General features: G+C 59.0%; 15 protein-coding genes. 12 read left to right on the plus strand and 3 right to left on the minus strand.

The genetic code is table 11. The features are described from left to right. The 5 genes from ruvB (at position 1) to ACZ5C3_RS03400 (ending at position 3933) form a co-directional block, all read left to right on the plus strand. The gene (gene ruvB, locus ACZ5C3_RS03380) at positions 1-1050 is read left to right on the plus strand and encodes a Holliday junction branch migration DNA helicase RuvB (protein WP_464035255.1); all 1050 of its coding nucleotides are present in this window, start codon (positions 1-3) and stop codon (positions 1048-1050) included. Between the two features lie 49 nt (positions 1051-1099). Continuing rightward, positions 1100-2017 carry a metallophosphoesterase gene (locus ACZ5C3_RS03385; RefSeq protein WP_464035256.1) on the plus strand — a complete coding sequence of 306 codons (918 nt, stop codon included), beginning with the start codon at positions 1100-1102 and terminating at the stop codon, positions 2015-2017. A 172-nt stretch (positions 2018-2189) separates the two neighbouring features. Continuing rightward, positions 2190-2597, plus strand: coding sequence for a tol-pal system-associated acyl-CoA thioesterase (ybgC, locus tag ACZ5C3_RS03390; RefSeq protein WP_464038245.1), 408 nt, complete (start codon positions 2190-2192; stop codon positions 2595-2597). Positions 2598-2704: 107 nt separating this feature from the next. Continuing rightward, positions 2705-3169: a nuclear transport factor 2 family protein gene (locus ACZ5C3_RS03395; RefSeq protein ID WP_464035257.1), complete on the plus strand. Its 465-nt coding sequence runs from the start codon at positions 2705-2707 to the stop codon at positions 3167-3169. A gap of 188 nt (positions 3170-3357) precedes the next feature. Further along, the gene (locus tag ACZ5C3_RS03400) at positions 3358-3933 is read left to right on the plus strand and encodes a TetR/AcrR family transcriptional regulator (protein WP_464035258.1); all 576 of its coding nucleotides are present in this window, start codon (positions 3358-3360) and stop codon (positions 3931-3933) included. A gap of 218 nt (positions 3934-4151) precedes the next feature. Here ACZ5C3_RS03400 and ACZ5C3_RS03405 read toward each other — a convergent pair whose 3' ends face one another. Beyond that, positions 4152-4793, minus strand: a complete 642-nt coding sequence (locus ACZ5C3_RS03405; RefSeq protein ID WP_464035260.1) for a glutathione S-transferase N-terminal domain-containing protein — start codon at positions 4791-4793, stop codon at positions 4152-4154. Positions 4794-4895: 102 nt separating this feature from the next. Here ACZ5C3_RS03405 and ACZ5C3_RS03410 point away from each other — a divergent pair, with 102 nt between their 5' ends. The 3 genes from ACZ5C3_RS03410 to ACZ5C3_RS03420 all read left to right on the plus strand — a co-directional run bounded on the left by ACZ5C3_RS03410 (position 4896) and on the right by ACZ5C3_RS03420 (position 6853). Beyond that, on the plus strand, positions 4896-5549 hold the full coding sequence (locus ACZ5C3_RS03410; RefSeq protein ID WP_464035262.1) for a TetR/AcrR family transcriptional regulator: 654 nt from the start codon (positions 4896-4898) through the stop codon (positions 5547-5549). Positions 5550-5590: 41 nt separating this feature from the next. Beyond that, positions 5591-6256: a TetR/AcrR family transcriptional regulator gene (locus tag ACZ5C3_RS03415; protein WP_464035263.1), complete on the plus strand. Its 666-nt coding sequence runs from the start codon at positions 5591-5593 to the stop codon at positions 6254-6256. A 99-nt stretch (positions 6257-6355) separates the two neighbouring features. Beyond that, the gene (locus tag ACZ5C3_RS03420; protein WP_464035265.1) at positions 6356-6853 is read left to right on the plus strand and encodes a DUF2852 domain-containing protein; all 498 of its coding nucleotides are present in this window, start codon (positions 6356-6358) and stop codon (positions 6851-6853) included. Positions 6854-6913: 60 nt separating this feature from the next. On the opposite strand, the gene ACZ5C3_RS03425 is transcribed toward ACZ5C3_RS03420, so the two are convergent. Both ACZ5C3_RS03425 and ACZ5C3_RS03430 read right to left on the minus strand, forming a co-directional pair. Next, positions 6914-7309, minus strand: a complete 396-nt coding sequence (locus ACZ5C3_RS03425) for a ribosomal maturation YjgA family protein (RefSeq protein WP_464035267.1) — start codon at positions 7307-7309, stop codon at positions 6914-6916. Further along, positions 7310-8224 (minus strand): DUF817 domain-containing protein, encoded by a 915-nt coding sequence (locus ACZ5C3_RS03430; RefSeq protein WP_464035268.1) that lies wholly within the window; start codon positions 8222-8224, stop codon positions 7310-7312. A gap of 519 nt (positions 8225-8743) precedes the next feature. On the opposite strand from ACZ5C3_RS03430, the gene tolQ reads away from it, so the two are divergent. Genes tolQ through tolB form a run of 4 tightly spaced genes read left to right on the plus strand, consistent with a single transcriptional unit; the run spans position 8744 to position 12322 of the window. Further along, a complete protein-coding gene (tolQ, locus tag ACZ5C3_RS03435; RefSeq protein WP_464035269.1) occupies positions 8744-9457 on the plus strand; it encodes a protein TolQ in 714 nt (237 codons plus the stop codon). Between the two features lie 51 nt (positions 9458-9508). Further along, positions 9509-9964, plus strand: coding sequence for a protein TolR (gene tolR / locus ACZ5C3_RS03440; protein ID WP_464035271.1), 456 nt, complete (start codon positions 9509-9511; stop codon positions 9962-9964). A 2-nt stretch (positions 9965-9966) separates the two neighbouring features. Beyond that, complete coding sequence (locus tag ACZ5C3_RS03445) at positions 9967-10908, plus strand: cell envelope integrity TolA family protein (RefSeq protein ID WP_464035273.1); 942 nt, start codon at positions 9967-9969, stop codon at positions 10906-10908. Positions 10909-10954: 46 nt separating this feature from the next. Beyond that, positions 10955-12322, plus strand: a complete 1368-nt coding sequence (tolB, locus tag ACZ5C3_RS03450; RefSeq protein ID WP_464044774.1) for a Tol-Pal system beta propeller repeat protein TolB — start codon at positions 10955-10957, stop codon at positions 12320-12322. Positions 12323-12351 lie beyond the last annotated feature (29 nt).

Raw genomic sequence — 12351 nt, forward strand, 5'->3', positions numbered from 1 at the left:
ATGACGACATCGCGCCTTGTGACGCCTGAGCGCCGCGCCGACGACATCGGCGATACCTCGCTGCGCCCGCAGAACCTGTCGGAGTTCGTCGGCCAGCAGCAGGCGCGCGCAAACCTGCAGATATTCATTGACGCCGCGCGCAAGCGTAACGAAGCGCTCGACCACGTGTTGTTTGTCGGCCCTCCTGGATTGGGCAAGACCACGCTGGCGCAGATTGTTGCGCGCGAACTCGGGGTCGGCTTTCGCGCGACCTCAGGGCCGGTGATAGCGAAAGCCGGTGATCTTGCCGCGCTGCTGACCAATCTCGAAGAGCGCGATGTCCTGTTCATCGACGAAATCCATCGCCTCAGCCCGGCCGTCGAGGAAGTGCTCTATCCTGCAATGGAAGACTTCCAGCTCGATCTCATCATCGGTGAGGGCCCTGCGGCGCGGTCGGTGAAGATCGATCTGGCGAAATTTACCCTTGTTGGCGCGACCACGCGTGCCGGGCTTTTGACCAATCCGCTGCGCGATCGTTTCGGCATTCCGGTGCGGCTGAATTTCTACACGGTGGACGAATTGGAAAAGATCGTCACCCGGGGCGCGCGCGTTCTCAACATCGGCATGACGCCGGATGGCGCAAACGAAATTGCCCGCCGCGCACGCGGCACGCCGCGCATTGCGGGACGACTGTTGCGGCGGGTGCGAGACTTTGCGTCCGTGGCGGATGCATCGGCCATCGATCGCAAGATCGCAGACAATGCGCTTGGTGCGCTGGAAGTCGACAACGCCGGTCTCGACGCCATGGACCGGCGCTATCTGACGACAATTGCCTTGAACTATGGGGGTGGCCCGGTCGGGGTCGAGACCATGGCGGCGGCGCTATCGGAGCCGCGCGATGCCATCGAGGACATCATCGAGCCTTATCTGATCCAGTGCGGCTATTTGCAGCGGACGCCACGTGGACGGTTGTTAACCTCTCATGCCTTTAAACATCTCGGGTTAACCGAACCGTCACGAGATCCTGCTCAATTTGGCTTGTTTGGCAGCAGCGACGACGACGCACCGTAATTCCGCTTTAATTGCTCGCCATGGATCGCGTGCATCACGATTAAAAGTCATGATTTCACGTCGACATTTCTTAAAGTTCATGGCCGGGCTGGGCGCATTTGGCGCCTCCACCGCGGCATACGGCTTCGGCATTGAGCCGGAGCGGCTAAACATCACCCAATACCGTGTCACGCCCCCAAAATGGCCCAATGGCCTTCAGCTGAAGATTGCGGCCATCGCCGATCTCCATGCCTGTGACCCATGGATGTCGCTTGATCGCATCGCGGGCATCGTCGATCGCACCAACGCTCTCGGCGCGGACGTCATTGTGATGCTGGGGGACTATGTCGCAGGCCATCGCCACGTCACCCGCTTCATTCCGGCAGCCGAATGGGCGCCGGTGCTGGCCGGGCTGAAGGCGCCGTTAGGCGTGCACGCGATCCTCGGCAATCACGACTGGTGGGACGACCACACTGTGCAGCGCGAGGGGCGCGGCCTGACCATCGCGCGCCAAGCGCTCGAAAAAGTCGGCATCCCCGTTTACGAAAACGATGTGCAACGCCTGACGAAGGGAAATCACCCGTTCTGGCTCGCTGGCCTTGGTGATCAACTGGCTTATGCGCCCGCACGCCGGTTCAGGCCGATGAAGCACTACGGTGTCGATGATCTGTCCGCAACGCTCAACAAGATCACCGATGACGCGCCGATCATTCTGCTCGCGCATGAACCGGATGTGGCACCGCGTGTGCCGGAGCGGGTGGCTTTGCAGCTCAGTGGCCATACCCATGGAGGCCAGGTTCGGTTGTTCGGCTGGTCGCCGATGGCCCCGTCAGGCAGGAAATTAGCCTATGGGCATGTCCGTGAGAAATGCGATGTTATCGTGTCGGGTGGGCTTGGATGCAGCATCATGCCGTTCCGTCTCGGCGTCCCGCCTGAGATCCTATTGGTGACCGTGGGGCAACCTGCAAAAGGCCCCGCCGTCTCGTAGTGCCCTGAGCTTGCGCAAGCGGGAATTTTGCGCAAAACCCTGCGCTATCTTCTTTTTTGACGCGTTTTCTTCACGCGAACCGGTAACCACTTCGCTTGAAAACGCTCTGGCAGCGATAGGTTTGGTAGTGACAGCACATCTCGACGGTTCGATCCGCGACGGCAAGCACGTCATGCAGGTGCGCGTCTATTACGAAGACACCGACTTCACCGGTATCGTCTATCACGCCAATTATCTGCGCTTCATGGAGCGTGGGCGGACGAACTATCTTCGCCTGCTCGGCGCTGATCAGCGCGCGCTGTTTGCGGAAGCCGAAAGCGAAGCGCCTGGGTTTGCCTTCGTCGTGCGCGCGATGCAGATCGAATATCTCAAGCCGGCCCGGATGGACGATGTGCTCGAGGTCATCACGGTCCCGGTCGAAGTGAAAGGCGCCTCGATCACGCTCGGGCAAGAAGTGCGGCGCGGCGATGACGTTTTGATCGAAGCCCGCGTCAAGGTCGCCTTCGTGTCGGGCGGCCGCGCGCGGCCGATTCCGAAACCCCTTCGGATCGCCATGCAGGCGGATCAGGACTCTCTCTGAATTTTTCGAAATTGCGTCAGTTTGCCTGCTCGAAATTTGTCTTGACGGACTGTACTGATCGGTACAATTTTGCGTGTCGGTACAAACAAGCTCGCAGGAGAAGATCGATGTCGCGTCCGCCGCTGCCGCCATTCACACGAGAGACCGCCGCGCAAAAAGCCCGCATGGCGGAAGATGCCTGGAATTCGCGGAACCCGGAAAAGGTTTCGCTGGCTTATTCAGAGGACAGCCGCTGGCGAAACCGCTCGGAATTTTTTCAAGGGCGTCCGGCTATTGTTGAATTCCTCACGCGCAAGTGGGCAAAAGAGCACGAATATCGCCTGATCAAAGATCTCTGGTGCTTCGACGGCAACTTCATCTCGGTACGCTTTCAGTATGAGTGGCATGACGATGATGGCCAGTGGTATCGCTCGTATGGCAACGAGAACTGGGAGTTCGATCAGGAAGGTCTGATGCGTCGTCGTGAAGCCAGCATCAACGATGTCAAAATCACTGAGGCTGAACGCCGCTTCCGCTGGCCTTTGGGGCCGCGGCCTGCGGATCATCCGGGTCTCGCTCCGGAGCCGAAGTAACCGCCCCACGCTAGTGTCCCGATTCCGAAGTTCGCGTCATTGCGCTGCACATTCGTTTGCGAACTTCGGGATCGAAGGACACTAGAAAGTTATCGATCTAGTGTGGCTTTGGTTCAGAAGTCCGCATTCCAGACTCGCCGCACAATGATGCGGACTTCTGAACCGCCACACTAGCGGGAAGGTTGGACATGGCGAAGTCTGTGACAGAGCGCGCGGAGCTGCTGACGCAATTGGCGGAAGTGTTTCGCGCGCATGGTTACGAGGGGGCGACGCTTGCACTGATCTCGCAGGCGACGGGCCTCGGCAAGGGCAGCCTGTACAACTACTTCCCCGGCGGGAAGGAACAGATGGCGGCGGAAGTCCTCGCCGCCATCGATCAGTGGTTTGTCGATCACATCTGCAAGCCGTTGCGCACAACGAGCGATCCCGTGAAGGGAATCGCCGAGATGTTCACTGCGGTCGACAATTACTTTCGGTCTGGCCAACGGGTCTGCCTTGTCGGCGTAATCGCGCTCGGCGCGTCGCGGGATATTTTCGGCGAAAAAGTGAAGACCTATTTCGCGGGTTGGGTCGATGCGCTGGCAACAGCGCTGCGACGGCTCGGCGATGGCAAAGCGCTCGCACGGCGCAAGGCGGAACAGGCGGTGCTGGAGATTCAAGGCGCACTGGTGCTGGCTCGTGCCCTCGATGATCCAAAGCTGTTTTCGCGCGCCATCGAAGAGTCTGAGCGGCGGCTCATGCTGCAAGAAGAAATAAGTGCGTGAACCAAAAAAGGAGCGCCAGCGCCTGAGGGAACGCGCTAGTACCCGCTTTCCGAAGTTCGTAACACGTCGTAGCACCCGCTTTGCGAACTTCGGAAAGCAAAGGGTACTAGCAACCTATGATTCTAGTACCGCTTTCGATTTGAAGTCCCTGGACGAGATCGCCGCAACTGATACAGGGACTTCAAATCGGCGGTACTAGCGCTTGAGTGTCGTGAAGATTATGCGGCCTTGTGGCGCTCCTGTTCAGCCTGGAAGAGTGCGGCCTCTTCTGTCAGCGCGCGCCTTACGCTCGGGCGTTTGCGCAGGCGGGACAGATAGTCCTTCACGTTCGGCCAGTTGGCGAGATCGATTTGCGGTGTGGCCTGGCTCCAGTTCAGCACTGTGACGAGATAGGCGTCCGCCACGGTGAAGTGATCGAGAAGGAATTCGCGGCCCTCGAGATACGTGTTGAGATAGTCGAGCCGCGAAAGGCTTTTCTTCAGTGTATAGTTATGCACCTCTGCCGGGGCTTTGCGGTCCAGCAGGTTGATGAACAATCCCTTATGCAATTCGGTGCCGATGAAGCACAGCCACTGGTGCAGGCGTGTCCGCTCGCGATCTGATGACGCCGCGATCCCTGCATCCGGAAAGCGGTTCGCGACATACTGGAGGATAGCGGCATTCTCGGTGAGAATGTCGCCGTCATCGGTACGCAGGGTTGGAACAAGTCCGAGCGGATTGATGGCGATAAAATCCGCGTTGTCCCGTTGCACGCGTTTTGTCTTCGGATCGACTTCAAAAAATATGGCATCCGCGCCGGCTTCATAAAGCGCAATACGCGTTGCCATTGAGCAGGCCAGGGGAGAAAAATAGAGATCCATCGGGGTGTCTCCTGATGAGGTGAAATCAAGCGGTCGCGCGCCCGTCTTGATTTTTATACCGTTCCGCATAAATTAAATCGGGTCAAGAGAATTATTTGCGATATGGTACAAAAAAAGAATGGAACGTCTGAAGCCCAGAGCGCGCCGAAGCGGCGCGGCCGTCCGCGTGCGTTCGAGCCCGAGGTGGCCCTGGGCAAGGCGATGGATGCGTTTCGCGATGGCGGTTTTGCCGCAACCTCTCTCGACGACCTCAGCGAGGCGATGGGGATCAACAGGCCGAGCCTCTACGGCACGTTCGGCGACAAGCGCGATCTGTTTCTAAAAGCCTATGAGCGTTATCGCCACGAGATGGCGGCGACCTTTGCTGGAGCGTTCGACCCCACACTGACCCTCCGCGAAACGCTGGAGAAGATTTATGCTACCGCCATCGACGTCTACCTTGCCGGTGAAAACGGCCCGCGTGGCTGCTTCACGGTGATGACGGCGACGTCGGAGGCGATGGCTGATCCGGAAATCCGGACCTACGTTCAAAAAGCTCTTGGCAGCACGCAGCGGGCGCTGGCGAAGCGCTTCCAGGTGGCGCAGGAGGCGGGTGAACTGCCGTCGAGTGCGGATGTGCAGGTACTGGCTCAAATCGGGGCTTCGTCTGTCGAGGCTATCGCTATCAGATCCCGCGCTCGCGTCGCCCGCGTTGAACTCGAGGCGATCGCTAAAGGCACGGTGGACCTGATCTGCGGGCCAGCATCCCGCCGCTGAACGGGTGACGCGACCGATCAACTCATGTAAAAGCTGTTCACATGAGTTGGGACAAACGCGGCCGCCGGGAAGGTGGTTATCATCACGGTAATCTGAAAGAGGCGCTGGTGCAGGCCGCGCTCGATCTCATTGCGCAAAAGGGCCCGGCTGGATTCACCTTCGCCGAGGCCGCGCGGTCGGCCGGTGTCAGTCCCGCTGCGCCCTATCGCCATTTTCGCGATCGCGATGAATTGCTCGCCAGCGTGGCACAGCAGGGGTTCGAGCAGTTCGAGGCAAGACTCACTGCGGCATGGGATGATGGCCGGCCCAATACGCCGGCTGCATTCGAGCGCGTGGGTAAAGCCTATCTGGCCTTTGCGCGCGAACATCCGGCTTATTATTCCGCAATGTTCGAGTCCGGCCTTCCATTGGAGAGCAATCCGTCACTGCTGGTGGCCAGCGAGCGCGCGTTTGCGATCATCCGCGCCGCTGCGGAGCGTCTGGTTGCGATGGCGCCGCCCGGCGTGCCGCGTCCGCCGGCGTTGATGATGGCGCTCCATATCTGGTCGATGTCGCACGGCATCGCCTCGTTGTTCGGTCGCGGAGATTCCGCCGGCCGCAAGCTGCCAATGACCGCGGAAGATCTCCTGGAAGCAGGTGTCCTGATCTATCTGAAGGGGCTTGGCTTCCCAACCGACCAGCGTCCGCCGGAACCGTCAAAAAATTAAATTCGGCACGGTCCATTTTGCCGCGCTTGACAAAATCCCGGGATGTTTTATCTATGTGAATGTTATTTACATTCACGGTGACGTGAGGGAGAGACGGTCATGGCGAATACCGCAGACGCCAACACTGCACACTTCGACAGATGGGGTCGCCCAGGATGGGCTGGACGGCCTTCCGATAATTTCGATTCACGGGATTTCGGTTGGCATCCCGGACGGATCATCGTGACCATCGCGGCTTTCATCATCTGGTGGCCGCTCGGTCTGGCCATCCTTGCTTATTCACTCTGGAGCAGAAACATGGGTTGCTGGAGCAACGATCGTCACGGCCGTTGGGCCGACAAGATGGAGCGCATGCAGTACAAGATGGAGCGGATGCGCGACCGAATGGAGCGCCGCGGTAGTTACGCTCCCTCGAGCGGCAACCGGGCTTTCGACGACTACCGCATGGAAACTCTGCGCCGTCTCGAAGAAGAGCAGGTCGAATTCAAGAACTTCCTCGACCGCCTGCGTCACGCCAAGGACAAGGAAGAGTTCGACGCATTCATGGCACAGCAGCGCCAGCGTCCGACCCCGCCGAGCGACCAGCCTCAGGGCTAAGAGAGCTGTCCTAAGTTAGAAGTATCGACGCCCGTTTGCGCAAGCAGGCGGGCGTTTCCTTTAGGTCGCGCGAGCAAATTTCTGTCGCAGCACGATAACGTCAAACGCGGCAATCACCGCAATCCCGGCTGAATACGAGACGATATCCCACCAGGAAAAGAACCGGCCGATCAGTAGAACACCGAGCCGCGTGGCGCGAAAGGCATCGAGTGCCTCGGTGTGCCAAAGCTGGCTGAATTCGACGCCTGCGGCGACAACGATCGCGACGACGGCAATTCGAACCGGATTGGCGTTCGGCGTGAAGCTCGCCAAAATGCAGTAGACCATGCTGCCCCAGAGCGCCGAGCCAAGATATTTGAGCAGCGCGTGATGGGCCGGTGGTGATAGGCGCGTCAGCAAGCCGACGCCGATGATGGCCAAGGCCAGCACAATGTATTTGAAACGCCCGGCCATCATTCAAGCTGCTTCCGCGCGCGTCGTGATCGATTGATCCGTCATCGTTTGCTCGTCGAGTTCGCGCGGTTTGTTGATCAATGCGACCATTGTGTAACTGACGATCAGCAATAGAAACCAGGATCCAAGTTTGGCGAACGAGACCATCGACCAGCCGTTCATCTGGGAGGGATAAAGCCAGGTTCTGCTGTAAGTCCCGATGTTTTCCGAAAACCAGATGAAGAGAGACACGAGTAGCAGACCCAGCAACAGCGGCATCCAGCGGTAATCCCGCCAGATCCGATAATAAATGCGTGTCTTGCGGAAGAGAAAGATGGTCACAGCGAAGAGGGCAAGACGAATGTCGGGAATGTAATGGTGCGCGAAAAAATTGACGTAGATGCCGATGCTCAGCGCGACCAGCGTCCAACCTGGCGGATGGTGCGTAAAGCGGAAGTCGAATATCCGCCACACGCGGAATAAATAGCTTCCGATGCAGGAATACATAAAGCCTGTAAAAAGCGGTACGCCCGCAATGTGGAAGATGCTTGCCTCCGGATAAATCCATGATCCGACCGAGGTCTTGAACAGCTCCATCGCTGTGCCGACGATGTGATAAAGCAGGATGATCTTGGCTTCATCGAGCGTCTCAAGCTTCGTGACCAGCAAGGTGATCTGTACGACAACAGCGCTTAGAAACAGAAAATCGTAGCGGGTCAACGGCATCGACGGCGGATACCAGTAGTGGGTGCCGATTATCAGCGCCACCATGATGCCGCCGAACAAACAGGCCCAGGCCTGCTTCATGCCAAAGCGAAGGAATTCGTAGAGCCACGCCGTCGCGCGGCTTTTTGCCATGTGATCAGCAAACTGTCGTTCGGTCTCAGCGAACAGGCTCAGGACCGGTCCGAGGCGATTGATCGATGTCGAGGAATCCAAACGGGCACTCACGGCAGGGCACGGGTCTTTCTTGGCGTGCGTTTGCGGTCGCCGTCGATGCAAATTGCTGTGTTTGGACGTCCTCAGCGATGTGCAGGTTCAAATTTTGTCGCGACTATGCCGGAGCACTTGGCCTGGGTGGCGTTCGATGAGGTCGGAACCGCGGAAGTCATGTCAGGACAGGCGCTTGACGCACCCAGGAGGAGGACTTCATCGGATATGCAGTTCCGTATATCCCTGTCCAGAATGCCGTTTCCAGAGCGAATGTCGACCGTGGTAACCCCGCCTTAACTATGATTAGCGTTTGGTTATACGAGCAAAATGCTGCTGACAGCCCTCGTTTTGACACGTTGGCAGGGGATTGAGGCGCTGGCCTCGGGACAGGCCCATCCCATGCGACACGAGATCGATAGAGGGCGGTCGGCAGCGTCGGCGCTTGTGCGGTTGGTCAACCCCACTGAGGGCGCCGCCTAGCCGTGTTCGACATGAGGGATTAATCGCCTTGAGAGGATACCGATCATGAATCCAGCCGACGTAACTCAGTCGGCGTTGCCGTTGGCCTCTGCCGATGTGTCGCTGATTTCGCTGTTCTTGCAGGCCCATATCGTCGTCAAATTCGTGATGCTCGGTCTCCTGGCCTGTTCAGTATGGGTCTGGGCGATCGCTATCGACAAGATTTTCCTCTATGCGCGGACCAAACGCGCAATGGATCGTTTTGAGCAGGCTTTCTGGTCCGGTCAGTCCATCGACGAGTTGTATCGAGCGCTATCGGCCAAGCCGACCCACTCGATGGCCGCGCTGTTTGTGGCGGCGATGCGGGAGTGGAAGCGGTCGTTCGAAAGCAATTCGCGGTCGTTCGGAGGCCTCCAGATGCGGATCGACAAGGTGATGAGCGTGTCGATTGCGCGAGAAGTTGAGCGGCTGGACCGGCGGCTGCTGGTTCTGGCTACGGTCGGCTCGGCAAGCCCGTTTGTCGGCCTGTTCGGCACGGTTTGGGGCATTATGTCGAGCTTTCAGTCCATTGCGGCCTCGAAGAACACCTCTTTGGCGGTGGTGGCCCCCGGTATTGCCGAAGCGCTGTTTGCAACCGCGATCGGTCTTATCGCCGCAATTCCGGCGACAATTTTCTACAATAAGTTCACCTCGGAGGTGAACCGGCAGGCCCAGCGGCTTGAAGGTTTCGCCGACGAGTTCTCGGCGATCCTGTCACGGCAGATCGATGAACGCGCGTGAGGAATAGCCTGTGAGCGCAAATGATTTGAGCGCGAACTTGGGGTGCCGGCCATGGGTATGAACATGGGAGGCGGTGCAAACGGTGGCGGTGGTCGCCGGCGTACCCGTCGTGCCGCTGTCATGGCCGAGATCAACGTCACCCCGATGGTCGACGTGATGCTCGTGCTGCTAATCATCTTCATGGTGTCCGCGCCGCTGCTCACGGTGGGCGTTCCGCTCGACCTGCCGCAGACGGCGGCCAAGAGCCTGGATCAGGACAAGGAGCCGCTCACGCTGTCGGTTCAGCTCAGCGGCAAGATTTTTCTGAACAACACCGAGATCAAGCCCGACGAACTGGTGCCAAAACTCAAGGCGATCACGGATGCGCGTGGCGGCATGGATGAGCGCATCTTTGTTCGGGGCGACACAAAGGTGGATTACGGTACGGTGATGCGCGTGATGGGACGCCTGTCCGCTGCAGGCTTCAAGCGCGTAGCTCTGGTGACCGAGGTCGAGCAGGGGACCTGACGTTGAAGATCGACAAGACCATCGTCGCGTCTGTCGCCCTCCACGCCCTGGTCCTTGGCTGGGGCCTGGTCTCGTTCTCGACGAAAGCGTTCGAATCGATGCCGGAAGAATCCGTGCCGGTCGATATCATCTCCTCGGATCAGTATGCCAAGGCGATGCAGGGGATGAAGACCGGCAAGAAGGAAAATCCGAAGCCAAAAGTCGAGAAAGTTGCCGAGGCTAAACCGCCGGTCGACGATGATGTCGGCAAGATCGACGACAAGAAGGCACCGGTCGTAACCGATACGGCGCCGCCGCCTACGCCCAAGCCCGTCGAAAAGCCGGTCGAGAAAAAGCCTGATCCGCCGAAGCCTGTCGCGCAGGACAAGCCGAAGGAAGAGACCAAGCCAGCGGAGAAAAAGCCCGATCAGGCGAAAGTCGATCCGATCGCCGAGGCGCTGAAGAAGGAAGAGAGCAAGAAGCCGCCGCCGAAGCCGCAACAGGCCAAGGCAGTGCCGCCTCCACCGGACAAGAACAAGGCCGAGCGCGTCTTCGATCAGTCTAAGATCGCGGCTCTGCTCGACAAACGTGATCCGTCGCGACAATCGATCACCGGAAGCGAGCTTAATTCACAGGCGTCGCTGGGCACCGCGAAGGGAAGCGCTGCCGACAATTCGGCGACATGGGGTGCCATGTTCCGCCAACAGGTCGAGCGTTGCTGGAAGAAGCCTTATGGCGGTGTTGAAGCACAGAAAGTTGAAGCGGTCTTTTCGATCAGGTTGAAGCGCGATGGCACGCTGGAAACCATGCCGGTGCCGCTACCCGGCGGGTCGAGCCCGTATTTCCGCGTCTATCAGGAGAGCGCGCAGCGCGCGATCATCGAGTGCCAGCCCTATAACTTGCCGGCGGCCTATTTCGATGAATGGAAATACTTCGAACCCGCTTTCACCGAAAAATTTTCGTGATGCGGCGATATAACGGCGTCGCCGCCAGAATGAAGTTTACATGACCATGCGAAACGAAGACGAGTTGCCTGAAATGAGTTTGAGAAGTGGTTTCCACCTGACGCGCCGCCGATTCATGGCGGGCGCGGGGTCGGCCGGCTTGCTGCTGACAACTCCCGTTCAGAAAGCCCTGGCGCAGGGAAAGCGCATTGTGGTCGACCAAGGCAACTTCCAGCCGATCCCGATTGCGATTCCGAATTTCGTTCCCGGCACCCAGGGCGACGGCGATGTGTCAGCCGGCATTGCGCAGGTCATCACCAACAATCTGCGGCGCAGCGGGCTGTTCGCGCCGATCGATCAGGCCGCGTTCATCGAGCGCATTTCGAACATCGACGTTCCACCGCAATTCCAGAACTGGCGCAGCATCAATGCACAGGCGCTGGTAACAGGTCGCGCTACCCGTCAGGGGGATGGACGCCTCAAGGCGGAATTCCGCTTGTGGGACGTGCCACAGGCGCAGCAACTCGCAGGCCAGCAGTATTTCACCTCGCCCGAGTCCTGGCGGCGCATCGCGCACATCATCTCCGACCAGATTTATGAACGCCTCACCGGTGAGAAGGGATATTTCGACAGCCGCGTTGTGTTCGTCGATGAAACCGGTCCCAAGGAGCGCCGCGTCAAACGCCTCGCGATGATGGATCAGGATGGCGCCAATTCGCGCTACCTCACCCGCGGTGCGGATCTGGTGCTGACGCCTCGCTTCTCGCCGTCCACGCAGGAAATCACTTACATGGAGTTCGGCCAGGGTGATCCGCGTGTCTATCTTCTCAATGTCGAGACTGGCCAGCGCGAGATTGTCGGCAATTTCCCCGGCATGTCCTTTTCGCCGCGCTTTTCGCCGGACGGCCAGCGCATCATCATGAGCCTGCAGCAGGGCGGCAACTCGAACCTGTTCGTGATGGATCTGCGGTCAAAATCGACCACGCGTCTCACAGATACCCCGGCTATCGACACGTCGCCATCCTATGCACCGGATGGCGGCCGGATCTGCTTCGAGTCCGATCGTGGCGGCAAACCGCAAATTTATGTGATGGGTGCCGGCGGCGGCAGCGCCCAGCGGATTTCGTTCGGCGACGGCAGCTATTCGACGCCGGTTTGGTCGCCGCGCGGTGACTACATCGCCTTCACCAAGCAGGGCGGCGGCCAGTTTGCCATTGGCATCATGAAACCGGATGGGTCGGGCGAGCGCATTCTCACCTCCGGCTACCACAATGAAGGTCCGACCTTCGCCCCTAACGGACGCGTGGTGATGTTCTTCCGCGATACGGGGGCGGGTCCGTCGTTGTTCACGGTCGATATCTCCGGCCGCAACGAGCAGAAGGTCCCGACACCAGGATTTGCATCAGACCCGGCATGGTCTCCGCTGCTATCGTAAACGGAGCGTAAATGGCGATACCGCTATCC

It is taken from the genome of Afipia dichlorophenoxyacetatis, from assembly GCF_055386385.1.